Here is a 24,345-nt window from a genome sequence, read left to right on the forward strand (position 1 = left end):
CCCCTCTTTCGTGCTACACGCCTGTGGAAGCACGTTTCGTACGGTAGGGAGACGGGTCTTGCCGGAGGTCGCGAGGGAGTTCAGGGAGCTGCGGGTGGCGGTGGATGCGGCGGCGGTGTCGGGGACGGAGGTCCGCGCGAACGCTGAGCAGCAGTCACAGCCGTTGACGTCCTTCCACGAGCGGCTGCTCGCCGAGGAGCTCACCATCAAGAGCTCGGACTCGCGCGAGCGGCTCGCGGGAGCGCTCGCCGAGGCCAAGGTAGATCTCAACCCCCATCAGCTCGAGGCGGCGTGCTTCGCGATGGACTCGCTGTCGCGCGGCGGCTGCATGCTCGCGGACGAGGTGGGTCTCGGCAAGACCATCGAGGCGGGCATGGTCATCGCCCAGCTCATGGCCGAGGGGAAGACGCGCATCCTCATCCTCGCCCCCGCCGTGCTGCGGGCGCAGTGGAACAGCGAGCTGCGCGAGAAGTTCGACCTCGAGTCGGTGATGGTGGATGGCCGCACCGTGCGCGCCACGGGCAACTGCTTCGATCAGCCCTTCCCCGTCATCTGCTCGCACCCGTTCGCCGCCAACAAGGCGCAGCTGGTGGCGGAAATCCCCTGGGACGTCGTCATCATCGACGAGGCCCATCGCCTGCGGAACGCCTACCGCGCGGGCCACAAGACGGGCCAGGCGCTCCGCTCCGCGCTCAGCAACCGTCCCAAGCTGTTGCTCACCGCCACCCCGCTGCAGAACGATCTGATGGAGCTGTTCGGGCTGGTGACGCTCCTGGACGAGCAGATCCTCGGCCCCGAGCACGCCTTCCGCAGCCGCTACCGGCTGGAGGCGGAGACGGGCGGACTGCAGACGGACGCCGTCAACGAGCTCAAGGAGCGGCTGGCCCCGGTGGTCCAGCGCACGCTGCGCCGTCAGGTGCGAGAGTACGTGCGCTACACCAATCGCCGCTCCATCGTGGAGGACTTCGCGCCCTCGCCCGAGGAGCAGGACCTCTACGAGAAGGTCAGCGAGTACCTGCGGCGCTCCGAGGTCGCGGCCATCGAGCCGGGCAAGAAGACGCTGCTCACGCTCTGCTACCGCAAGCTGCTGGCCTCCTCCACGTACGCCATCGCCCCCACCTTGCGGCGGCTCGCGGACAACCTCGCCAAACGCCTGGAGGCGGCCAGGCTGGGCCAGCAGGCCATGGCGCTCTTCGAGCCCGAGGAGGCCAGGCAGTACGTCGAGGAGGGCGAGGAGTGGTCGGATGATCCCGCCAAGCCCGTCAGCCTCCGCACGCTCGAGAACGAGCAGTGGGAGCTGAAGCAGTACGCGGACCTGGCCGACTCAATCAAGGTGAACGCCAAGGGGGAGGCCCTCAATCGCGCCCTGGACCGCACCTTCAAGGTGATGAAGGGCCAGGGCTGGCCGGAGAAGGCGCTCATCTTCACCGAGTCCAAGCGCACGCAGCAGTACCTCTTCAACCTGCTGTCGGCCAACGGCTACGCGGGGAAGATCTCCCTGCTCTCCGGGGACTCGGGCGGCGGCCCCGAGGAGCGCCGCGCGCTGGTGACGGAGTTCCGCGAGAAGACGCAGATCCTCATCTGCACCGAGGCGGGCGCCGAGGGCCTCAACCTCCAGTTCTGCAACCTGGTGGTGAACTACGACCTGCCGTGGAACCCGCAGCGGGTGGAGCAGCGCATCGGCCGCTGCCACCGCTATGGCCAGCAGCGGGACGTGCTCGTCATCAACTTCCTCAACCGGCAGAACGCCGCGGACGCGCGGCTGTACGAGCTGCTGGAGAAGAAGCTGAACCTCTTCGACGGCGTGTTCGGCGCGTCGGACGAGATCCTCGGCGCGCTGGAAAGCGGCGTCGACTTCGAGCGGCGCATCCTGGACATCTACCAGTCCTGCCGCCACCCGGACGACATCAACAAGGCCTTCGACAAGCTGCGCTCGGACATGGAGGGGCGCATCAGCGCGCGGATGACGGAAGCGCGCTCGGTGCTGATGGAGCGCTTCGACGGTGACGTGCGGCGGCGGCTGCGCATGGCCGGGGCGGTGACGAAGGAGGCGCTGGAGAAGCGCCAGCAGGGCGCGAAGGCACTGACGGGCTCGGTGCTGGGCAACAACAGCGCCTCGGGCCGGCTCCAGGTGGCCAAGGCGGCGTACGCGGTGCGCGACCGCACGCATGACGCCATCAACTACCTGCAGCTCAGCGCGGCGGAGCTGCCGGCGCGGCTGGCCCGGCTGGCGGGCAACGAGGGCTGGTGGTTCGTCTACAAGTTCGAGACGACGGGCCTGAAGCCCGAGGAGAAGATGGTGCACCTGGTGCTGATGCTGGACCGGGACGGCAAGGGCTTCCGGGTCCTGCCGCTCGCGGACAGCGAGCACTTCGTGAAGCTGGCGGCCAAGGAGGAGCGGCGCCGGCAACCGCCTCCGGTGTCGGTGTCGCTGATGCAGGAGCAGGCGCTGATGGCGGCCAAGGAGGAGATCCTCCGGGCGGCGGAGCGGCGCAACGCGCTGGAGATGGACCTGGCGCGGGAGCGGGCGGACCGGTACGCGGAGGACTGCCTGCTGGAGACGCGCGAGCAGGTGGAGAAGGCGCGCGAGGCCTGGCAGGAGGCGCGCAAGGTGGTGTGCGCGCAGGAAGACCCCGCCGAGCGGGTGAAGGCCCGTGGCCACGCGGAGCGGCTGGAGCGCGAGTACCGCAAGAAGCTGGCATCGCTGCGCAACGAGGAGGAGAAGCGTTACGCGGCGAAGGACCGGCAGGTGGCGGACCTGGCCAACAAGTCGAAGGTGACGGAGAAGCGCTCACTCATCGCCTCCGCCTACTTCTGGCTGTCCTAGCCAGGAATCCCCAGGCCCCCAGAATCCCAGGCACCCAGAACCCCCAAGGTGCCCATTTCCCCTCTCCCCCGGGAGAGGGACAGGGTGAGGGTATCCGGCCCCCGGGTTCCCCACGGGAAGCAGGCATCCATCCAGGCACTCGCCGCATACATCCCGACGAAGCAGGCGCCCCAGTCGCCGAGCAGACACGGGAGTCGTCCTCGCTGCCTGGCTGTCCCAGATTGAGCCCAGACGACGGAGGACCAGGTCGATGAGCACCAGGGAGAAGGGCGAAACCGGGCGGCAGGAAGAGGCCCGGCGTTCGGCCCGGGCGGGGCGTCTGGGGGCACAGCCGGGAACCCCGCGGACCGAGGGCCCGACAGGCACGCATCCACTCGGCGTGAGCCTCGAGCACGATGGCATCCTCTACGTGCCCCCCGGCTACCGGCCGGACCAGCCCGCGCCGCTCGCGGTGATGCTCCACGGAGCGGGAGGCTCGGCCCGGCACGGATTGGAGCTGCTCCAGCCCCTGGCCGATGACGCGAACCTCATCCTCGTGGCGCCGGGCTCGCGGGGCCCCACGTGGGACGTCATCGTGGAGGACTTCGGGCCGGACGTGCACGCCATCGACGAGGCGCTCGCGCACACCTTCGAGCGCTACGCGGTGGACCCCGCGCGGGTGGCCATCGGCGGCTTCTCCGACGGGGCGTCGTACGCGCTCTCGCTGGGGCTCGGCAACGGAGACCTGTTCAAGCACATCATCGCCTTCTCACCGGGCTTCGCGGTGCCGCCGCGGCAGCTGGGCACCCCGCGCATCTTCATGAGCCACGGGACGCAGGACCGGGTGCTCCCCATCGACCGGTGCAGCCGCCGGCTGGTGCGCGTGTTCGAGCGCGCCGGCTACGACGTGAACTACCACGAGTTCGAGGGACCCCACGTCGTGCCCGAGGAGATGATGCGCGAGGCGGTGCACTGGTGGCTGGAGGGGACGATTCACTGAGCAGGCCAACGGGCCCTCGCGCCCTACCCCGCCGTGTCTCCGGGAGCCAGGGGCTTCAACCGGACCCAGGTGGCGCCCCATCCGCCATCGCTCTCGGAGGCGGAACGGAACGACTCCACCTCGGGCAACTTCGGGAGCAGCGCCTGCACGGTGCGCCGCAGCGCGCCCGAGCCCTTGCCGTGAATGATGCGAACGTCGAGTACACCCTTCTGACGGCAGGCCCAGAGGTACTCGGTGACGACGTCCTTGACGTCGCGGGGGTGGAACAGATGCAGGTCGAGGTTCCCATCCAGGGGGAGCTCGACGGGTGCTTCGGGGTCGAAATCGTCGTCCGGGTCCTGCTCAGAGGCCACGGCGCTCGCGCTCCAGCTCCTGCTTTCGACGCTCCGCGGCGAGCTTGTGACGCTCCGTGGCGTCTCGGAATTCGGACTCCAGCGTGGAAATCTCGTTACGCAGGGTGGAGAAGTGTTTACGCACGTCTTCCCAGGTGTTGCCGGCTTGCTGGCGTCGCGCTTCTTCCTCGACACCAGAGCCCGCCCCTCCGGCCGCCGTCATGCGTGCCACGAGCGCTGCAACCAGGACCGATCTCATGACCGTCCCTCCAAGCAAGCTACGTGCTCAGCTCAACAGACGTTTTGGATCCCACATCCAGCACCATAGACGCACATGTGAAGGGATCAAGAGTCCACACTCGCGGCCTTTCCTGTACGTGACATGACGCTTCGCGCCAGAAGCACGGCGGAAAGCGGTGCACTTCCTTCCGCTTTGTTGTTGAGCGTGACGAAAACGGGCCTGCCGGAGCGCAGCGCGGCGGCACTGGCGCGGGCGATGGCCTCGCGGGTGCGCACGTCCTCGTCCACCAGCTTGTCGAAGGGGAAGTAGCGCTTGCGGGCCTCCTCGTAGTCGAGGTTCGGCGGCAGCATCCAGCGCACCACGAGCGCCGGGGCATGCAGGGCACGCAGACGCACGGCCTGACGCTCCACGGGGGGCATGTTCTTCCAGGCGGCGAGCACGGGGCAGACGCCCACGTCCGCGAGCGCCTGGGCCAGGGCCTCGGTGAGCAGTGACTCGTTGCGCAGCTCGACGGCGTAGAGGGGCCCTCTGGGCAGCGCGGAGAGGAACGCGTGCAGCCGCTCCACGAAGGGCCCGGCCCCACCGAGGTCCTGCGGATCCTGCGGCGGCAACTGGAAGACGAGCGGCCCGGCCTTCTCCCCCAAACCCTCGACGAAGGGGGCCACCACGAGGTCGCGCGCATAGGCGGCATCGAGGAAACGCTCATTGGGCTGACCGCGCAGGTCGCCATAGCGCACGTGCACGGGCCAGCGAGACAGGGTGCAGGCCTCGTGGGCCTTCACGAGGAAGCGGAAGCCAGGAGGCACCTGGGCGGCGTACTCGGCGAAGGCGGAGGCGGGGATGGGGGCATAGAAGGTCCTATCCACGCCCACGGTGCGCAGCACGGGGTGCTGGGCGTACGCGGCGAGCCCCTCGCGGGAGAGGCGCGCCGGGGTGGCCTCGCGGTCGTAGACGAGCCCTGGCCCCGTCCAGCCCGGGAACGTCCAGGACGAGGTGCCGAGGAACAGGCCCGGGGGCAGGTGCTCCCCGAGCGCCCTCACCTCCTCGGGTTGCTCGGCGGGGCCCACGGGCTCTCCCTGGCCCCTGCGGCGCCCCCGGGACGGCGTGGGGCTGGGAGCCCCGGTGAAGAGATCGAGCTGGGAGGGGTCACGGTCTGGCATGCGCGCTCCGGCGTACTCTATTCCTAGAGTAAGTCGTAACGGCCGAACTTCCAAGGTCAAGTCGAACGCGAGCGCACGCCCGGCGCGCGAGGAGCCAGGCTCCCACCGGGATTGGAACTGGCTCCGGGGCAAGGACCTGGGACAGTGGGCCCATGCTGCGGACACTCGACAGCTTCCGCCGATTCCATCTCGCCGCCGGAAGCGCATTCCTGGCGGCGTGCATCTTCGCCCTCTTCTACCGGGGCCCCGGCTGGCGCTTCACACGCGGAACGCTGGGAGATCTCTTCGTCGTCGGATTCCTCTACCACCTGCTCAGCATCTTCTGGCGAGGCCCCATGGCCGCCCGGGCCGGCGCCATCGCCGTGCTGGCCGTCGGAATCGAGCTGGCGCAATGGGCGCGCCTCTTCACGGCGAAACCCTCGGATCCGCTGGTGGTCGTGACGGGCTCCACCTTCGATGTCTGGGATCTCGTGTCCTACGCTGTCGGGCTCGCCCTCGCGGTGACGCTCGAACGCATGAGGGGGCGCTCGCAAGAAAGGGGTTCCTGAAGTGAATGCTCGGCTCTCGAAGTTCAGCGCGACGTGTTTCCTGGCGCTCATGACCGCCTGTGCACGCGGCCAGCTGAAACCGGATGCGAACACGCCGGCCACCACCGGCTGCGCGGGCCCGGAGTCCTTGTGCTGGGACTTCGAGGACGGCACGGTCCCGGCCGGCTGGACGCCACATCGCGACGAGTTCAACGGGCAGCTGCTCGTGGACGACACGCGGGCCCACAGCGGCAGGTACGCGCTGCACGCCCGTCAACTGTCCGGCGGCAAGGAAGGGTCGCAGGGAGGACCCAAGAAGACGCTCCGCTTCGACCTGCCCGCCCACTTCGGCCCCATGCTGTGGGGCCGCGCCTACGTCTACACGACGCCCGAGCGGCCCGCCTCGCACGCGGGGCTCTTCAGCGCGCGCTACCCGCGGCCTGGAAGCGAGGACCGCGCGTTCGACACGCTCGACTGGTACGAGGTGGCCACGTACCAACAGAAGTACATGGCCATCTGGCACCCGCCCGAGCCGCCCGGATTCCCGGAGTGGGTGCTCGTCTCCGGCACGCCCCTGGTGCTCGATGGCTGGGCGTGCCTCGAGTGGCTCTTCGACGGGGCCAACGGCTCGCACCCGGAGGCCGCGGAACCGCGCATGTGGCTCGATGGCGTCGAGCTCGAATGGCCCGAGCGCTTCGTCTTCTCCGATCCGCCCACGACGGTGCCCCCGGTGAGGGAGAAGGCCACTGACTTCACGGTGCTCGAAACCGGGGTCGTTCTCTACCAGGGCCTCTCGGTCCCCACCGACTGGTGGCTCGATGACCTGGCCGTCGGCCCGCGGCGGATCGGCTGCGGCCAGGGCCACCCAACCCGGTAGAGAGCGGCCGTTCAGGTCCGGTTGCCCGGAAAAATCGCTCGCGGGTCCAAGGCTTCGTCAGCCCCACAGAGACGACACGCCATGGGACCGCACGACATGACCCGATTCACCGGAGCCGCCACTCCCCTCACCGCCCAGGGCATCCAGGCCTGCGCCGACAAGCTCTCGGTACACCCGGCCGAAATCTGGGCCGTGCTCCAGATCGAAACCCGGGGCTGTGGGTACTTCACGGACCGCCGGCCCGCCATCCTCTTCGAGCGCCACGTCTTCAGCCGCAGGACGCACGGCCGCTTCGACGCACAGGCCCCCGACATCAGCAACCCCAAGGCCGGGGGCTATGCCAGCGGCCCGGCGGAGTACCCAAGGCTCGAGCGGGCCATGGCCCTCGATGAGCAGGCCGCGCTGGAGAGCGCCTCGTGGGGACTCGGCCAGGTGATGGGGTACCACGCCGCGGAGCTGGGCTACGGCTCCGTGGAACAGTTCGTCAGCCGGATGATGGCCTCCGAGGACGAGCAGCTCGCGGCCATGGCGGCGTTCATCCAGCACCACGGCCTGGCCCAGGCCCTGCGCGACCACGACTGGGCCGCGTTCGCCCACGGCTACAACGGCGCGGGCTATGCGAAGAACGAGTACGACAAGAAGCTGGCCGCGGCCTGGCAGCGATTGTCCTCCCACGCCCCGCCGGACCTGGGTGTGCGCGAGGGCCAGCTCCTGCTCACGTTCCTGGGCTTCGAGCCGGGCACGGTGGACGGCGCATTCGGCGCGCGCACGAAGGCGGCCCTGAACCGGTTCCAGGGTGAGCATCACCTGCCCCTCAGCTCGGGTTTCGACCCGGCCACCCTCGAGGCCCTGCGACGGCTCGCCCACCCGCCGCCGAGCACGGTATCAAGCGCGGAGTCCCCGGTGCGGCAGGAGCCCGTGGCCCCCACGGCGGTCGTGACGCTGGCCCCGCGTCCCCCCGCCCCCGTGGTGGTGAAAAGCCCCGAGCCCGTGGAGCTGACACCGGCCGAGCCCGTTCCCGCTCCTGCTCCCGTGGAGGTGCTGCCGGTGGAGCTGCTCCGCCAGAAGCTCGCCCAGCCGCTCGACAAGGACGTCCAGCACGAGCTCGCCAGGCTCCTGACGCTGCGCGAGAAGGCCGCGCCGGTGCTCGGCCCCAGCGCCATCCAGTCCATCGATCTGGGCCTCACGGCCCTGCTGTCCTCGGAGCAGCCCAACCTCGCGTTCGTGCGGAGCATCCGCCTGCGCATCGCCTCCGCGCTCGCCGACCAGCTCTACCCCCTGCGCCCCCTCCCCCTCCTGCGGTCGGACTCTCCCGCCATCCAGGTGGTGCTCGGGCTGGGGCTGCTGATGCTCGTCTCGAACGGGATGACGGCCTTCATCCACTCGGTGCTGACCGATGAGAGCACCCAGCTCTTTGGCTTCCCCGTCCGCACACTGTTGTTGGTGGGGCTGTGCGGCGCCATGGGCGGCGTGGTGAGCATCCTCATGCGGCTCTCCGAGCTCGAGAAGCTCCGGGGCGCCAGCCGTACCTCCATGGTGATGCTGGGGTTCTTCAAGCCGGTGATCGGCCTGTACAGCGCGATCTTCTGCTTCGCCCTGATGAAGTCCGGGCTGCTGCCCATCCAACCGCCGAAGCCAGAGACGGAGCAGTACCTCTACATGGCGGTGTGCTTCCTGGTCGGCTTCAGCGAGCGGCTCGCGAAGGACATGTTCGCCCGCGTGGAGGAAGGCCTCGCCGCGGTGGGAAATGGCTGAGCCCTCCGGGCACGGTCTCGCCAAACTTGTCCAACAGTTGGACAAGTTCGTGAAGAGCGCGCCCGGGAGGCGGGCTGAACGCGAGAGAATGACTTGCGTACACAGTGCGAACACTCCCACCCCTGAAAGAACCCTGTTCCGAGGCAGCGAACCCATGAAGAAACACTGGCTCATCAGTCTGTGGATGCTCGCGTCTCTTGGCTGCATGGGGAGGGCCACCCACCCCTCCTCCGGGCTCCTTCCCGAAGGAGCGCGCCTGGTGGACCTGACCTATGACTTCGACGAGAAGACCCTCTACTGGCCCACCTCGCCCTCCGGATTCGAGCTGAAACAGCTGAGCCATGGAATGACGGCGGGCGGCTACTTCTACGCGTCCAACACGCTGTGCGCTCCCGAGCACGGAGGAACGCACCTGGACGCGCCCATCCACTTCGCGGAGGGGAAGATGACGGCCGAGCAGCTCCCCCTGGAGCGTCTCATCGCTCCAGCGGTCGTCATCGACATCTCGGCCGATGCGGCGAAGGAGCCGGATGCCCTGCTCCAGCCCTCGCACGTCGAGGCGTTCGAGAAGGAGCACGGCCGCATCGAGCCCGGAACCATCGTCCTGGTGCGGACCGGCTGGGGAAGGTTCTGGCCCGACAGGAAACAGTACCTCGGCGATGACACACCCGGAGATGCCTCGAAGCTCCACTTCCCGGGCATCTCCCGGGAAGCCGCCGAGGCCCTCGTGGAGCGGAAGGCCGCTGCTGTCGGCATCGACACGGCCAGCATCGACCACGGTCCGTCCAAGGACTTCATCGCCCATCAGGTCCTCATGAAGGCGAACACGCCCGCCTTCGAGAACGTCGCGGCCATGGAGAAGCTCCCCATTCGAGGAGCACTCATCGTGGCACTGCCGATGAAGGTCCGCGGCGGCTCGGGAGGACCCCTGCGGATCGTCGCGGTGCTACCGCCAGCGTGAGCGGGGGGCTCGCCTCGCCTAAGCCAGTTGAAGAAAGTCCTGTCAGGGGGTCTCGCGCAGAGCGAGCCCTTTGAGCTGCCCCGAATGCCGCAAGCGGCTGAGCAGGCGAACAGCATCAGGATAGAACGCCTCGCGCTGCTGGGTCAGCATGCGGCTGAAGTAGGTGTCCTTCAAGTGCTCCCAGAAGTCCTCAATCCAGTTGAGGGTTTCGGAGGTGTAACGGGGCAACCTGAAGGGCCGCACCCAGGGACTGACCGCCTCAAGGGCGGCTCGGGCGAGGCGGGTATCGAAGGGGCGCCCGTTGTCGATGACGAGCACGATTCTCTTCCCCGTGCGTTTGGCCCGAGCCACCAGCTTGTCGAGCAGGGGCGGCACCATGTCGCCGGTGACGCGCTGGAGTTGGTGGGTGAAGAGGAAGTGCTTGTCGGGGTAGTGCAGCGCGCCCACCACGCCCACCCGGACGTTCTTGCCTGGCGTCGGTAGCAGCAGGCGACTGCCGCGGCGGCGCCACATGGAGCGTGTCACCGGCAGCAGGTCGAAGCGTGTGGCGTCCGCGTACCACAGCTCGAACCTCGCCCCTGGGCGAACGGCGGCCTTCTTCAGAGAGCGCAGGCGCCGAGCGGCGCGTGCTTTTTTCTGCCTCGTCCGCCAGATGCTGGGTGGTGAGCTTGGTGCGGCGCCAGGCCAGGCCGTGGCAGTGCAGCAACTCGTTGACCCACCTGGGACTGATTGCCACCTGGGTGCGTTGCTCCAAGTAGGAGGACAGCCGCGCACACGTCCAGCGGGAGAAGATGAAGCCCAGTTGCCTGGGGTCTGTTTCCACCGTTCTCAGCAGAAGCTCGAGGTAGGCGGGGCTGACGCGAGGAGGGCGGCCAGGACGAAGCGAGTCGGCCAGCCCCTCCAACCCCATGCTCCGCCAGCGTTGCCGACAGCGGTGCACGGTGCGTGCAGTCACTCCCAGGGCCCGCGCGATACTGGTAGCACTCTGACCCTGAGCACTCCACAACACGATGGCAGCTCGCACTGCCACTCCCGCGTGCTTCTGCTGATGCAGTGCACGCTGGAGGCGTCTGCGCTCGGAGGGCGTCAGGGTGAGGCTCTGTCGCTCAGGACCCACATCGCCGCTCCTTTCCGATGAGCAAGCGGCGACGCTACCCCCCTGACAGGACTTTCTTCAACTGGCTTAGAAGAAGCCCATGGCCTTCGGCGAGTAGCGGAGGGCGAGGGGAAATGGCCGCGGTAATGGCCATAGTGTGAAAATGGCCGTCATACCTTCGCGGACTCACTCCTTGCCGCCGCCCTGTCCGACGCGCATTCCCTGCGGCTCCACCAGCTCCCGTTTCATCTCCACCACGGCCGTGGGCTCCTCCTCGTCCATCGAGCGCGCGGGCTCCGGCATCCCCCCCTCCTCGAGCACCAGTGACTCCTGGATGAGCCGGGCCAGCGCCAGCTGTCCATGCGGATAGGGCGCGTGCGCTCCCGTGAGCGCGCAGAGCTGCTCACGCAGCCGCTGCCCTCTCGGGGTGCGCTCCTCGTTCCGCCACTGGAGCAGGTCCATGATGGCGGCGTCCAACGCCGGGGGCACGTCCGGCCTGAACGCCGAGGGCGGCAGGAGTGACGATGGAGGCGTGGGCTTCAACCGCTCGGCGATGTCTTCCCCTCCCTTGAAGAGGGGCTGTCCCGTGAGGGCCTCGTGCAGCGTGGCCCCGAGGGCGAAGAGATCCGCGCGCCCGTCGAAGGGCTCGCCCCGGGCCTGCTCCGGCGCCAGGTAGCCCAGCTTGCCGCGCACCCGGTCCGCCTGGGTGAGGCGCACATGGATGCCCGCTCGCGCCACCCCGAAATCCCCCAGCTTCACCTCGCCAATGCGCGACAAGAGGATGTTGGGCGGATTCACGTCCCGGTGCACCAGCCGCAGCGGCACACCGTTGCTCGAGGTGCGCCGGTGCACGTAGTCGAGCGCATCACCCAGCTCCGCTCCAATGTACGCCACCACCTCCGGCGGCAGGGGCCCATGGCTCTTGAGCAGCTCTCGCAGGGACAGGCCGTCGATGTACTCCATGGCCATGAAATACGTGTCCTTGAAGCGGCCCACGTCCAGCACCTGGATGAGGTTCGGGTGGTTGAGCAGCGAGCCCAGCTCCGCCTCGCGGCGGAAGAGCGTGACGAAGTCCTCGTCCTCGGCGTAGGCCGGGAGGATGCGCTTGATGGCCACCACCTTCTCGAAGCCACCCTCCGGGCTATAGGTGGCGCGGAACACCTCGGCCATGCCCCCTACCCCCAGCCGCTCGTGGAGGAAGTACTTGCCCAGCAGATCCTTCGCGCGGATGGCGTGCAGGGCCTCCTCGGCCTTGCGCGTGATGTGGCCGGCCACCATCGCCGCCATGCCACCCGTGATGAAGTAGTAGACGGCCCGCTGCGCCATGAGCGGCGGAGTGAACATCACCGGCACGGGCGAGGGCAGCCGGGGCAGGGCCACGAAGTAATAGAGCAGCAACATCTCCGCGGCCACCAGGCAGCCCGCGAACAGGGCCAGCCGCTTGGAGCGCAGCGCCGCGAGCACGATGAGCGTGCTCCAGAGCACGGCCGCGGGATTGGACAGGGCCTGCCCGGCATCCGCGAAGATGATGTCGTAGGCGAAGAGCCACACACCGGCGCCTGTCTCCAGACAGACGTTGAACCAGCAGATGGCGGGATGGAACCACCCGCGCCGGATCATCCGGGACATCGACCCGAAATACACGCCGTAGGCCGCGCAACTGCTGATGATCGCGAGGGCCCGGGACCACCCGAGCGACGGACCCAGCCCCACCGCGCACACGAGGAAGAAGAAGGCCACCCCCGCGTTGAACTCCGTCACCGAGGCTTCCCGGGTGGCGACATCCGCCCCCAGGTGCTCGGCGAGCAGTTGGGTGCCAACCGGGGCCAGGGTTTCTGAACGGGGGAGCTGGGTCATACGGACCCCATTCTCGGGGAGCCGGGCGGTCAACGCGAGTCCGTGACACGGCTTCTACCCGCCATCCGATGTGATGGGTGACCTCGGCCCGCCAGTCCCCATGCGTTCACCCCCCGGGAATTCCAGGGATCGTGCCACCCGGGCGCGATGCGGGCATCCTGGCCACCCCGTTCCACCAGGAGGTTTCTTCCATGGCTTTTCGCTTCTCCACCCGGGTGGGTGCGCTCGCGGTGCTCGTCTTCCACGCGGCACAGGGTTGTGCCCATGCGCCCACTCCGGCGGCCCCTCCCTCCCTGGTCGTCCTGGAAGGCGCTCGCGTCTTCGATGGCGAGGCCACGGGTGGCCCGGCCACCGTGGTGCTCGAGGGCGAGCGCATCCGCGCCGTGGGGCCTCGTGGCTCGATCCAGGTTCCGGCCGGCGCCCAGGTGGTCGACTACTCCGGCAAGACGCTCATCCCCGGATTGATCCTGGCGCACGGCCACGTCGGGAACGTCTCGGGCACGGAGCTGGGGCGGCGTTTCTACACCCGCGAGAACATCACCCGGCAGCTATCCCGGTATCTCGACTACGGGGTGACGGTCATCAACTCGCTGGGGCTGAACCCGCCCCTGTTCTACACGCTGCGGCGGGAGCTGAACGGGCACACCACGGGCGCGGACCTCATGGGAGCCGGGTCCGGCCTTGGCGCTCCCATGGGCCTGCCCCCGGCGCGGGGCATGAACCTCGAGGACGACCAGGTCATGCGCCCCGAGACGGCCGAGGCCGCGCGCGAGGCCGTGCGCGACATGGCCAGCAAGGGCGTGGACATGGTGAAGCTGTGGGTCGACAGCATGAATGGCGCGATGCCCAGGCTGAGCCCCGAGGTCTACCGCGCGGCCATCGACGAGGCCCATCGTCATGGCCTCCGGGCCGCCGCGCACATCCACGATCTGGAAGACGCCCGGGCGGTGGTCGAGGCGGGAGTCGATGTGATTGCCCACGGCGTGAGGGATCAGCCGGTGGATGCCGCCTTCATCCAGGCCATGAAGACGCGCGGCGTCTGGTACATCCCCACCCTCAACCTGGACGAGGCGAACTACATCTACGCCGAGCACCCCGCCTGGATGGACGAGCCCTTCTTCCGCGCCGCGGTGGACCCGGCCCTGCAACGCCGTTTCGATGATCCCCAGTGGCGGCGGGAAACCCTCGCCAGCGAGGGCGCGGCGAAAGCGCGGAAGGTGGTGGCGGTCAATCTGGAGAACCTGCGCACCCTGCACCAGGCGGGCGTGAAGATCGGCTTCGGCACGGACTCGGGAGCGATGCCTCAGCGCATTCCCGGCTTCGCCGAGCACCGCGAGCTCGAGTTGATGACCCAGGCCGGCCTGACACCCGCCCAGGCCCTGCGCGCCGCGACGCGCGACTCGGCCGAGCTGTTGGGCTTGAAGTCCCAGGGCGCCATCGCGCCGGGCATGGTGGCGGATCTGGTGGTCCTGGACGCCGACCCGGCCCAGGACATCCGCAACACCCGTGGCATCCACGCGGTCTGGCGGCGCGGCGTCCAGGTCCGCGGAGCACCGTCACCCCGGCCCGCACATCCTTGAACCCACACCCGGCACCTTGACGCTCCCCCGCCCGCCCTCTACTCCTCGGGCCGAGCCCGTCATCACCTCGAGGTCCCCATCATGAGCTCTCCGCGCAAGTCTCCCTACGCCACGGGTCCCGGCGAGGACGTCGTCCTCCACGGCACCGTCGCCCCCGGCTTCGAGGAGGTCCGCGAGGAGCTCCGCCGCAACTTCACCGGGCGCAACGAGCTGGGTGCCTCCTGTGCCGTCTACCTCCGGGGCCAGAAGGTGGTGGACCTCTGGGGCGGCTGGAAGGACGCCAGCACCCGCGAGCCCTGGGAGGAGGACACCTGTGCCCTCGTCTTCTCCACCACCAAGGGCATGGCCGCCATCACCGCCGCCATCGCCCACTCGCGGGGCTGGCTCGACTACGACGCGCCCGTCGCCTCCTACTGGCCCGAGTTCGCCCAGGCCGGCAAGGACCGCATCACCGTGCGCCAGCTCCTCGCGCACCAGGCGGGCCTGCCCGCGCTCGATGAGCCGATGGACCCGGTGAAGATGGCCGACCTCGACTCCCTGGCGAAGGTGCTCGCCCGGCAGGCCCCCGCGTGGGAGCCCGGCACGCGCCACGGCTACCACAGCTTCACCATCGGCTGGTACCTGGGCGAGCTCATCCGCCGCGTCGATCCCCGGCACCGCAGCCTCGGCCGCTTCTTCCAGGAGGAGGTCGCCGCACCGCTCGGCATCCACTTCCACATCGGCCTGCCCCGGGATGTGCCCGACTCGCGCGTGGCCCGGCTGGACACCATTCCCAGCCTCCAGGCGCTCTTCCACGAGCACTCCATCCCCATGAGCATGGCGCTGGCCTTCCTGTGGCCACGCTCCATCACCGCCCGCACCCTCTCCAACCCCCGCGTGCGCAAGCTCTCCGACTTCGACTCTCCCGCGTATCGTCCCCTCGAGCAGCCCGCCGCCGGCGGCATCGGTCAGGCACGCGCCGTCGCCCGGGCCTACAGCGCGCTCGCCACCGGAGGCCAGGAACTGGGCCTCACTCCCGCCACGCTCGAGGCGCTCACCGCCCCACCCGTCCTCCCCTCCCGGGGAACCCTGGACGTGGTGCTCAAGGCGCACATGGCGTTCTCACTGGGCTACACCCGTCCCTGCCCCTCGCTGGACTTCGGCCCCAACCCGCGCGCCTTCGGAACCTCGGGGGCGGGAGGCTCGCTGGGCTTCGCCGATCCGGATGCCCAGCTCGGCTTCGGCTACGTGATGAACCGCGCGGGCCTGCACCTCATGAGCGACCCGCGCGCCCGCGCCCTGCGCGACGCCGTCTACCGCTGCCTCGCGCGCCTGTCCGGCTCCGCCTCACGCGCGGCGTGAGCCGGACAGAGGCCCGGGCGGACTACGAATCCATGACCGGCGCCCGGTTGCGAACGGGCCGGGCCTCTTCCTGACCCGCCGCGACATCGGCGGCCTTGTGACTCCGGGCGACGTGCTCCAGCGCGTCGTCATACGAAGCCACCAGGCTGGCGGACGGAGACTGCCGCGGGAAGCCGCCCTGCGCGAGCATCCGCTCCACCTCGCCCCACGCGACGACGACGACCACTCCCTTGCGCATGACGAGGCAGTCCCGGAGGTTCAGCACGTCCTGGAGTCCCGCCGCGTCCAGATAGGGCACCGCGGTCAGATCGAGCACGAGGTACCTCGGGATGGGCTGGCTGTTGAGCACCGTGTTGAGGACGCCAGGAGAGAGGAAGTCGAGCGGCCCGCGGACGCGGACGCGCTGGAGGGGAGGCCGATCGTCCTGCTCGGCCACGGCCGCGCCCAGGGTGCGGAAGTGGGGACGTCCATCCAGCCGCAGGATGCGCGTCTGGACCTCCGTCCGGGGCCGCGCCTTCAGGAGCAGTCCCAGGGAGAGCAGCACGCCCGCGCCGAGCCCGAGCAGCAGATCCACCGAGGCGATGACGATGGCGGTCACCGCCACCACCGCCACCTGGGAGCGCTCCTGCTCCCACAGGTTGCGCAGGCCGCGCAGATCCAACAGCCGCACACCGACCACCACGAGAATGCCCGCGAGCGCGGCGATGGGCACGCGAGCGACGAGCGCGCCGGCCACGAGGCACACCACCAGCAGCAGGAGCGCATGGAGCACGGACGCCGCCCGGGTGCGGGCTCCCGCCTGGATGGACACCGAGGAGCGGACGATGGCGCCCATCACCGGCATGCCGCCGAAGAGCGAGGACGCGAGGTTGGCCATGCCCTGGGCCATCAGCTCCTGATCATGATCGGTCTGCTGCTTCTCGAAGCCCGGGAACTGATCGATGGCGCTGGCCGACATCAGCGAACCCAGTGACGCGAGCAGGGTGAGCGAGAGGACGTCGGGCAGCAGCGCGCCCCACTCCACCCCCGCGAGCGAGGGAATCTGGGGCAAGGGCAATCCCGCAGGCAGGCTCCCCACGCGGGCCAGCTCCGGCCCCAGCAGTCCGCCGATCACCGTGGCCACCACGAGCCCTACCAGCACCGAGGGCACCCGCTTCTGCACGTACGGCAGGCCCACCATGCAGACGATCACCAACACGCCGATGGCAATGCCTCCCGCATGCATCATCCATCCACCGCCCTGGGCAGGCAGGGAGGAGAGCGTGCCGATCGACTTCGGCAATCCCAACAACCGGGGCAGCTGGCTGTTGAGGAGGATCAGACCGATACCCGCCATGAATCCGCGCACCACGGGCGCCGGCAGCAGCTTCGCCAACCGGCCCACCCGCAGCACGCCGAGCAACATCTGAAGGAGTCCGGCAAGGAAGGTGGCCACGACCATGCCTTCGATGCCATGGCGCTGGACCAGCAGGAGCACGATGGGCACCAGCGCGGCCTCGGGTCCCGTCACCTGCAGCCGGGAACCTCCCAACAATCCGGCCACGACACCGGCGATCGCACCACTGATGAGGCCCACACTGGCTGGCAGTCCCGACGCCACCGCGAGTGCGAGATTGAGCGGAAGCGCCACGCACGCCACCGTGAGGGCCCCGGACAAGTCCTGCCCGAATGTCTTGGGAGACACCATCTGCTTCCAGTCCTGCACCAGCAGGCGCGCGCGGGCCGCGGCTCCAGTCGAGTGATGTTCGAGCATGATGTCCCCCCTCTTCACATCGCGTGCCGCACCGTTCCTCCTCGGGGGACGCGCGCTCCTGTCGGCACGAACCGACACACCCGCTGCGGGAATCAACCGACACCTGTCCGCCCCGGCCGACACTGGCCTGACGAGTGAACAACCGGGCACACTCCCTCGTGCACGGAGCAGACGAGCGCGTTAGGACGCGCTCTCCGGAGCCCGCTCATCTCATGCGCCTCGTCCAGCGACTGATCATCTCCCACTCACTGCTCACCGCTGTTCTGCTCGGTGCCGCCGGGTTCGCCGTGGTGGCCCTGGTCCGCATGACGAGCCTCCTCACGGAGCTCCGCGAGGAGCATCTGGGACAGGTGCAGGAAGAAGAGGCCGTGCATCAGGCCGCCTGGGGTGTCGAGGTCGCCGCCCGGCACTCCATCCTGGCCTGCGAACGCGACCCCGCCGCCGGACCCAGCGTGGCGCCCTCGCTGAAGATGTCCCTGCAGCGGCTGGAGTCGCTGCTGGCCCAGTACGGAGACTCCATCCAGCCGAGCATCCGGAATGCGGCGCGGGAGTACCTGGGTTATGCCCGGTACGTGAGCGAGGAGGACACCTGCGCGCGCCTCTTCGAGCCCGCGCTGCGGGAGAAGCGGCTCATCTGGGACGAGAACCTCACGGATGCGTGGATCGCCGTCGTGCGCTCCCTGCACGAGGTGGTCCTCGCGCGCGAGGCCGAGGCCTATGCCATTGGCGCCACGGCGATCGTCATGGGGTTGATCTTCGGAGCCCTGGCGGTACTCGCCGCCTGGGGCGTGGCGCGCTGGATGGCGCGAGGCGTGACGCGGCCCCTGGAGTTGCTCTCCACGCAGGCCCGGCAGGTGGGCCAGGGGAACTTCGCCCCCATTACACCCGTGGGTGGTCCGCTCGAGGTGCAGGAGCTGGCCTCCGAGCTGGAGCGGACGCGCGCGCGTCTGGCGGAGATCGATCAGCTCAAGGACGCCTTCGTGGCCTCCGTGTCGCACGATCTCCGGACTCCGCTCACGCGGCTGCGGGCCGCGCTCGGGCTGATGGCGGACGGCACCACCGGTCCGCTCAATGCGCAGCAGCGGCGGGTGGTCGATCTGGCGCGCAATGCCTGTGAGCGGGAGATCCGCCTGGTGTCCGCGCTGCTCGACATGTCCCGCGTGAAGTCCGGCAAGGCGCTGCGGCTCGAGGCGGGCTGCATGCTGGATGAAGTGCTCGACAGTGCGATGGAGGGCATGCGCGGCGAGGCCGATGAGGCCGGAGTCCAGCTGGAGCTGGAAAAGGAAGGGGAGCTGGGCCCCGCCCTGCTCGACTCCGCCATCATCGAGCGCGCGGTGGCCAACATCCTGGGCAACGCCATCCGCGTCTCCTCACGGGGGAAGAAGGTCCGGATGCGCCGCACCGTCACCCTGGAGGGGCCACCAGGACACACCGCGTCAGGAACCTGGGCCAAGGTGGTGGTACGCGACGAGGGCCCGGGAGTCCGGCCCGAGGTGGTGGACCGGCTTTTCGAGCACTTCTTCACCTCTCCGGTGGGAAATACCGCCAACCCCCCCGGAATCGGACTGGGCCTGCCGCTGGCGCGAGAAATGATGCGTGCTCATGGAGGCGAGGTGGCGTTCATCGGCGAGCCGGGCCCGGGTGCGACCTTCGCCGTCTGGATACCGCTCGAAGGCCCCGCCGCGCTCCGCTACGCTGAGGGGACGACTCCTTCCCCCCCGTCGCCTTCCGCCCAGAGCCCCGTATGAGCCCGACCCCCCAGCCTCCCTCCGCCCCCGCCAACCGCGTGTTGGTGGTGGACGATGACCTCGAGTTGTGTGAGCTCATCTCCCTGCGCCTGGAGGCCCGGGGCATGCAAGTGTCGAGCGTCTCCACCGGCCAGGAGGCGCTCGCGATGGTGGAGAGTGGCAAGGTGGACGCGATGGTGCTCGATCTGCGTCTGGGAGACGTGGATGGCCTGGAGGTGCTCGCCCAGGCCCGCGAGCGCATCCCGGAGCTGCCGGTGGTCATCCTCACCGCGCACGGGACGATCGAAACCGCGGTGGAGGCCATGCGCCGGGGCGCCTATGGCTTCCTCACCAAGCCCTTCCAGGACCACGAGCTGGTGCAGAAGCTGGTGCACGCGCTCGAGCGCACGACCCTGCAACGCGAGGTGGATGACCTGCGCCGCATCGTGGCGGGCGTGCCGCGCGAGCGGTTGATCGGCCGGAGCCCGGCCATCACCCAGGTGCGTGCGAACATCGCCCGGGTGGCGCCCTCGGATGCCACGGTGATGGTGCTCGGCGAGTCGGGCACGGGCAAGGAGCTCGCCGCGCGGTTGCTGCACGGGCTCTCCCGCCGCGCGCACGGGCCCTTCGTCGCGGTGAACTGTGGGGCACTGCCTCCGGATCTGTTGGAGAGTGAGCTGTTCGGCCACGTGAAGGGGGCCTTCACCGGCGCCACCCAGTCGCGTGAGGGGCTCTTCGGGGCCGCGCGGGGCGGGACGCTCTTCCTCGACGAGGTGGGCGAGGCACCGCCCAGCGTGCAGGTGAAGCTGCTGCGGGTATTGCAGGAGCGGCGCTACACCCGGGTGGGCTCGAGCACCGAGGAGGAAGCGGACGTGCGGGTGGTGGCGGCCACCAACCGGGATCTCCGCGAGGAGGTGGAGGTCCGGCGCTTCCGGGAGGATCTCTACTACCGGCTCTGCGTGGTGCCGATCACCATGCCGCCGCTGCGCGAGCGGGCCGAGGACATTCCCCTCCTGGCCCAGCTCTTCCTCGAGCGGGCCGCGGCGCACAATGGCATGCGGATGCCGCACCTGACCCCGGAGGCCTTGCAGATCCTGCGGGACTACACGTGGCCGGGCAACGTGCGTGAATTGCTCAACGTGATGGAGGCCGCCGTCCTGCTGGCCGCCTCCGAGGAGCTGCGGGCGGAGCACCTGACACACCTCGTGCAGACCTCCCCCCGCTCCGCGTCTCCCGCCCTGGAGGAAGCCGCACCTGGCGCCGCCCCCCCTCTCTCAACGCCCGAGAGCGATGCCTCACTCCCCACCCTCCGCGAGGCGCGCGACGCGTTCGAGCGCGACTACCTGATCGAGACCCTTCGCCGAAGCGGAGGCAACGTGAGCGCCGCGGCACGTCTGGCCGGGCGCAACCGCACCGACTTCTACGAGCTGCTGCGCCGGCACGGGCTGTCGGCCGCGGACTTCAAGGACCCGGGCCAGGGGCGCTGAGCCTGGAGAAATAGCGCTGAATAAAGCTGGTGACCTCCCGTTCGTATGCGCTGCAAGGAACATCCTTGCCGGACCCCGATGGGAGAAAGCCACCAGTGAAGAACGCAACTTGGATGTGGAGTCTTGGTGCCGCATTGCTGCTGACCGCGTGCCCCGATCCCGGCACCGATCCCAATCCCAATCCCAATCCCGGCCCCGGTGGAGACGTGACCATCACCGTGTCCGGAAAAGTGCTGACGGGAGATGGGCAGCCCATCGAGGGCGCCTCGATTCTCATCCCTGGCAATGACAGACAAGCCGTGGCCCTGGACAGCACGGGCAGCTTCAGCATCGAGGGCGTGACGGCTCCCTATGATGTCATCGTAGTCCAGCGCGCGCTCCGCTCCGCGACCGTCTACAAGGGACTCTCGCGCCGGGACCTCACGCTGCCTCTCATTACGGATGCCGAGGAGACGGACGGGAGCAAGGCCACACTGGAAGGAACCGTCACCGGCGGAAGCACGCCCTATAACGACGACGTCCCCACCAATGTGGAGTTCGTCTCGGCGAACGGTAGCGCTGGCACCCAGGTGGACCCCGCGGGCACCTATTCGACGGAGGTGAGCTGGAACGGTTCCAGTTCCATCACGGGCTCGCTCTTCGCCATCCAGTTGGAGAGCAGTTCGCCATTCCTGCCTCCCACGGGCTATCTGGGTTATGGACGGCGCGACAACGTGACGCTCACCGCTGGCACCACGAGCTCCGCGATCGACGTCGCGATGAACAGCGTGACCAGCGCCCGTCTCGCGGGCACCATCACCGCGCCGAACGGCTATGAGGTGGCGGGGATCGGCGTGGGCCTCATGCCCGATCAGAACACCCACCTCGACTTGTTCCGCGCCTTCGATACCAGCAGCCCGTTCGACTACGTGGTGCCCGAGATTGCCCAGAGCACCCTCTCGATGGAGGTGATGGCGATCAGTGGGGACCTGAGCGCCCCCGAGAACGCGGCCATCTCCATTCTCTACAAGAAGGGATTGACCGCGGGCACCAGCAACGCGGCGCTGGTGCTCCAGGAGGCCTCTCGTCCGGGTCAGCCGGCGGATGGGGCAACGGCGGTGACACGCACCACCGAGTTCTCCTGGACGGCGTTCACGGGCGGCATCCACATGGTCCAGTTCGAGGAGAAGGAGCCAGCGGCGGGGACGTCCCCCTATACGGTGTCCGTCTTCACGAGCGGCACGCAGACCACGCTCCCGGACCTGAGCACCGTCGACATGGGCCTGCCCGCCAGCACCCGGTTCACCTGGCGAGTCCAGGGCTTCGCCCCAGTGGCCTCGATGAATGCCCTGAGCGATCTCTCGCTGAGCAACCCGGCCCTGGGCACGACGGATTTCGCCCTCGGCACTTCAGAGGAGCGCACCTTCACCACGTCCGCCGCTCCCTGAACCCAAGCCGGAGCCCATGACTCCGGCATCCTTCCCGGCGCCCTCACACCTGGCGCCGGGAAGGATGGAGACGGGGGCGGCTCCCTTGTCCTGGTGCGCTCGCAAGGGTCATCATCCGCCAGACACTGGTAGGAGAAGCCCTTGATGAAGAGAGCAGCGTGGACGTGGAGTTGTGGTGCCGCATTGCTGTTGACGGCGTGTCCCGGCCCCAACCCCAATCCCAATCCCAATCCAGACCCGGGTGGAGACCCGGCGCCTTCCACCATCACCGTGACCGGAAAGGTGCTGGATCAGGAGGGGCAGCCCCTCGAGAACGCATCGATTCTCATCCCGGGTGATGACAGACACGCTGTCGACCTGGACAGGGCGGGTGCATTCAGCATCTCGGGAGTGACGGCGCCCTATGATGTCATCGTGGTCCAACGCAGGTTCCGCACCGCGGCCGTCTACAAGGGGCTCTCGCGCCAGGATCTCACGCTGCCCTTCGCCACGAGAGAGGAGGAAGACGATCGCAGTGCCGGGCTGGAGGGAACCGTCACCGGTGGAAGCACGCCCTACGACACCACCCGCTTCACCCGGGTGGAGTTCGCCTCGGCGAGCAGCAGCACTGCCACCAACCCGAACCCCGGGGGCACCTATTATGCGTCGATGAGCTGGAGGGGGCCTGCTTCCATTACGGGCACGCTCTATGTGCTCCAGACGGAGCGCAGCAGGTTTTTCTCGCCGCCCTCGCGCTATCTGGGTTTTGGCCGGCGCGACAACGTGACGCTCAACGATACCGCCACGCACTCCGCGCTGGACATCACGATGACCAGCGTGACCGAAGCCCGTCTCGCGGGCACCATCACCGTTCCGGACGGTTATGCCCTGACGACGATCGACGCGAGTCTCGTGCCCGAGGGGAGCGCCAACACCTACTTGTTCTCCGACACCGAACCCGGCAGAGCTTTCGATTACCTGGTGCCCCAGATTCCCCAGAGCACCTTCACGATGTACGTGAACGCGCTCCAGGAGAAACCGGGCGAGCCCCTCGGGACGGCCTACTCCATGCTCTACAAGAAGGGATTGACCGCGGGCACCAGCAACGCGGCGCTGGTGCTCCAGGAGGCCCCAGAGCAGGGCCAGCCGGCGAACGAGGCGACGGAGGTGACACGCGCCACCGAGTTCTCCTGGACGGCATTCACGGGCGGCATCCACATGGTCCAGTTCCGGGAGGAGGATGCGGCGGAGGGAACGTTCTCCTATACCGTGAACATCTACACGAGCGGCACGCGGACCACGCTCCCGGACCTGAGCGCCGTCGACATGAGCCTGCCCGCCAGCACCCGGTTCTCCTGGAACGTCCAGGGCTTCGCTCCGGTGGCCTCGATGGAGGCCCTGAGCATCATCGCGGAGCAGGGCAACCCGTTCCTGGGCTCGACGGATTACTCCCTCGGCATCTCCGGGTCGCGCAGCTTCACCACGGCCGCCACGCCCTGAACCGGCGCCCGCCCCTCACACCTTGAGGCGGATGGCGCCGGGGAGGATGGAGATGCGGCACGGCAGCCTGCCGGGCACCTCTCCATCCATCTCCAGGAACACTTCCTCGTCGCTGTCCGCCTCCAGGGTGCGGCACTGGAGGTAGCGCGTCTTGTTCCAGGTGATGTGGTCACCGTTGTAGACGCCCTTGGACTTGATGATGAAGTCGGACAGGCCGTAGTCGTGCCAGATGGTCAGGTCGAACACGCCATCATGGGTGATGGCCTTGGGCGCCACGCACATGCCGCTGCCGAAGTAGCGGCCGTTGGAGGCGGCGACGACGGTGATGCCCAGCTCCTCGGGCTCTCCGCCGTCCACGCGCAGGCGCACCTTGCGGTCCTTGTACTTCGCCATGGTCTTCACCGTGCCCCACAGGAAGCTCAGGTTGCCGCCGAGCGCCTTGCTGCCGATGTTGACCTCGTGCGCCACCGCCGCGCTCACGCCGAAGGAGGCGATGTTGGCGAAGTAGCGCGACTCCTTCTGACCCTGGTGGTTGACGTACTCGACGAAGCCCACGTCGAAGGGCTCGGTCTTGTCGGTGCGCAGCCGCGCCAGGGCGGAGTCCAGATCCAGCTCCCAGCCGAAGGCGCGCCGGAAGTCACCACCGGTGCCCCGGGGGATGAGCCCCAGGGCCGCGTTGGGATTGATGGCCTTGCCCTCGGCGAAGAAGCCGTTGACCACCTCGTTGACGGTGCCATCCCCGCCCACGGCGGCGACGCACTCGTACCCATTCGCGAGCGCATCGCGCGTCATGCGCACCGCGTCCATGGCGCGCTCGGTGAAGCCGAACCCGAAATCGCCGATCGCCCGGGTCACCTGGCCCGAGATCTCCGCCCAGCGCTTGCCCGTCTCGCCACCGGCGCTGCGCGGATTCACCACGAGGAACGTCTTCATCGCGGG

19 protein-coding genes and 1 pseudogene are annotated in these 24,345 nt (G+C 68.7%); 12 read left to right on the forward strand and 8 right to left on the reverse strand.

Annotated elements, in window-relative coordinates; all coding sequences use genetic code 11:
• Positions 1–58: 58 nt before the first annotated feature.
• Together BO221_RS34490 and BO221_RS34495 are read left to right on the forward strand one after the other, a co-directional pair.
• On the forward strand, positions 59–2,827 hold the full coding sequence (locus BO221_RS34490) for an SNF2-related protein (RefSeq protein ID WP_083681794.1): 2,769 nt from the start codon (positions 59–61) through the stop codon (positions 2,825–2,827).
• Positions 2,828–3,077: 250 nt separating this feature from the next.
• Positions 3,078–3,806 carry an alpha/beta hydrolase gene (locus BO221_RS34495; protein WP_073565099.1) on the forward strand — a complete coding sequence of 243 codons (729 nt, stop codon included), beginning with the start codon at positions 3,078–3,080 and terminating at the stop codon, positions 3,804–3,806.
• A 23-nt stretch (positions 3,807–3,829) separates the two neighbouring features.
• Here BO221_RS34495 and BO221_RS34500 read toward each other — a convergent pair whose 3' ends face one another.
• From BO221_RS34500 to BO221_RS34510, 3 genes are all read right to left on the reverse strand, one after another.
• A complete protein-coding gene (locus BO221_RS34500) occupies positions 3,830–4,159 on the reverse strand; it encodes a Smr/MutS family protein (protein WP_073565100.1) in 330 nt (109 codons plus the stop codon).
• Entirely contained in the window at positions 4,149–4,397 is a 249-nt protein-coding gene (locus BO221_RS34505; RefSeq protein ID WP_143195849.1) for a hypothetical protein, read from the reverse strand. Before BO221_RS34505 ends, BO221_RS34500 begins: the two co-directional genes overlap by 11 nt.
• Before the next feature lie 86 nt (positions 4,398–4,483).
• Positions 4,484–5,539, reverse strand: a complete 1,056-nt coding sequence (locus BO221_RS34510; RefSeq protein ID WP_073565102.1) for a DUF72 domain-containing protein — start codon at positions 5,537–5,539, stop codon at positions 4,484–4,486.
• Between the two features lie 152 nt (positions 5,540–5,691).
• Here BO221_RS34510 and BO221_RS34515 point away from each other — a divergent pair, with 152 nt between their 5' ends.
• The 4 genes from BO221_RS34515 (at position 5,692) to BO221_RS34530 (ending at position 9,659) form a co-directional block, all read left to right on the forward strand.
• Positions 5,692–6,087, forward strand: a complete 396-nt coding sequence (locus BO221_RS34515; protein ID WP_073565103.1) for a DUF2809 domain-containing protein — start codon at positions 5,692–5,694, stop codon at positions 6,085–6,087.
• A 1-nt stretch (position 6,088) separates the two neighbouring features.
• Positions 6,089–6,943 carry a hypothetical protein gene (locus BO221_RS34520; RefSeq protein ID WP_233166379.1) on the forward strand — a complete coding sequence of 285 codons (855 nt, stop codon included), beginning with the start codon at positions 6,089–6,091 and terminating at the stop codon, positions 6,941–6,943.
• A 96-nt stretch (positions 6,944–7,039) separates the two neighbouring features.
• Positions 7,040–8,698 (forward strand): N-acetylmuramidase domain-containing protein, encoded by a 1,659-nt coding sequence (locus BO221_RS54190; protein WP_143195850.1) that lies wholly within the window; start codon positions 7,040–7,042, stop codon positions 8,696–8,698.
• 154 nt (positions 8,699–8,852) lie between these two features.
• The gene (locus BO221_RS34530) at positions 8,853–9,659 is read left to right on the forward strand and encodes a cyclase family protein (protein WP_073565105.1); all 807 of its coding nucleotides are present in this window, start codon (positions 8,853–8,855) and stop codon (positions 9,657–9,659) included.
• 42 nt (positions 9,660–9,701) lie between these two features.
• Here the strand turns inward: BO221_RS34530 and BO221_RS57130 are convergent, their stop codons facing one another.
• The 3 genes and pseudogenes from BO221_RS57130 to BO221_RS34545 all read right to left on the reverse strand — a co-directional run bounded on the left by BO221_RS57130 (position 9,702) and on the right by BO221_RS34545 (position 12,612).
• The gene (locus BO221_RS57130; protein WP_369865925.1) at positions 9,702–10,313 is read right to left on the reverse strand and encodes a transposase; all 612 of its coding nucleotides are present in this window, start codon (positions 10,311–10,313) and stop codon (positions 9,702–9,704) included.
• Positions 10,309–10,776: pseudogene (locus BO221_RS57695) on the reverse strand (transposase); the annotation flags it as partial. The gene BO221_RS57130 and the pseudogene BO221_RS57695, both read right to left, overlap by 5 nt.
• Before the next feature lie 165 nt (positions 10,777–10,941).
• A complete protein-coding gene (locus BO221_RS34545) occupies positions 10,942–12,612 on the reverse strand; it encodes a serine/threonine-protein kinase (protein ID WP_083681796.1) in 1,671 nt (556 codons plus the stop codon).
• Between the two features lie 191 nt (positions 12,613–12,803).
• On the opposite strand from BO221_RS34545, the gene BO221_RS34550 reads away from it, so the two are divergent.
• Together BO221_RS34550 and BO221_RS34555 are read left to right on the forward strand one after the other, a co-directional pair.
• Positions 12,804–14,192, forward strand: coding sequence for an amidohydrolase family protein (locus BO221_RS34550; protein ID WP_073565106.1), 1,389 nt, complete (start codon positions 12,804–12,806; stop codon positions 14,190–14,192).
• Positions 14,193–14,273: 81 nt separating this feature from the next.
• Positions 14,274–15,533 (forward strand): serine hydrolase domain-containing protein, encoded by a 1,260-nt coding sequence (locus tag BO221_RS34555; RefSeq protein ID WP_073565107.1) that lies wholly within the window; start codon positions 14,274–14,276, stop codon positions 15,531–15,533.
• Between the two features lie 22 nt (positions 15,534–15,555).
• Here BO221_RS34555 and BO221_RS34560 read toward each other — a convergent pair whose 3' ends face one another.
• Positions 15,556–17,286 carry a SulP family inorganic anion transporter gene (locus BO221_RS34560; protein ID WP_073565162.1) on the reverse strand — a complete coding sequence of 577 codons (1,731 nt, stop codon included), beginning with the start codon at positions 17,284–17,286 and terminating at the stop codon, positions 15,556–15,558.
• Positions 17,287–17,498: 212 nt separating this feature from the next.
• On the opposite strand from BO221_RS34560, the gene BO221_RS34565 reads away from it, so the two are divergent.
• The 4 genes from BO221_RS34565 (at position 17,499) to BO221_RS34580 (ending at position 23,406) form a co-directional block, all read left to right on the forward strand.
• On the forward strand, positions 17,499–19,034 hold the full coding sequence (locus BO221_RS34565; RefSeq protein WP_073565108.1) for a HAMP domain-containing sensor histidine kinase: 1,536 nt from the start codon (positions 17,499–17,501) through the stop codon (positions 19,032–19,034).
• Entirely contained in the window at positions 19,031–20,500 is a 1,470-nt protein-coding gene (locus BO221_RS34570; protein WP_073565109.1) for a sigma-54 dependent transcriptional regulator, read from the forward strand. Before BO221_RS34565 ends, BO221_RS34570 begins: the two co-directional genes overlap by 4 nt.
• A 95-nt stretch (positions 20,501–20,595) precedes the next feature.
• Positions 20,596–21,927 (forward strand): carboxypeptidase-like regulatory domain-containing protein, encoded by a 1,332-nt coding sequence (locus tag BO221_RS34575; protein WP_143195851.1) that lies wholly within the window; start codon positions 20,596–20,598, stop codon positions 21,925–21,927.
• A 144-nt stretch (positions 21,928–22,071) separates the two neighbouring features.
• Entirely contained in the window at positions 22,072–23,406 is a 1,335-nt protein-coding gene (locus BO221_RS34580) for a carboxypeptidase-like regulatory domain-containing protein (protein WP_143195852.1), read from the forward strand.
• Between the two features lie 15 nt (positions 23,407–23,421).
• Here BO221_RS34580 and BO221_RS34585 read toward each other — a convergent pair whose 3' ends face one another.
• On the reverse strand, positions 23,422–24,339 hold the full coding sequence (locus tag BO221_RS34585; protein WP_073565112.1) for a diacylglycerol kinase family protein: 918 nt from the start codon (positions 24,337–24,339) through the stop codon (positions 23,422–23,424).
• Between the last annotated feature and the right edge of the window lie 6 nt (positions 24,340–24,345).

Origin of the sequence: Archangium sp. Cb G35, assembly GCF_001896145.1 — a bacterium.
Taxonomy (GTDB): domain Bacteria; phylum Myxococcota; class Myxococcia; order Myxococcales; family Myxococcaceae; genus Archangium; species Archangium violaceum.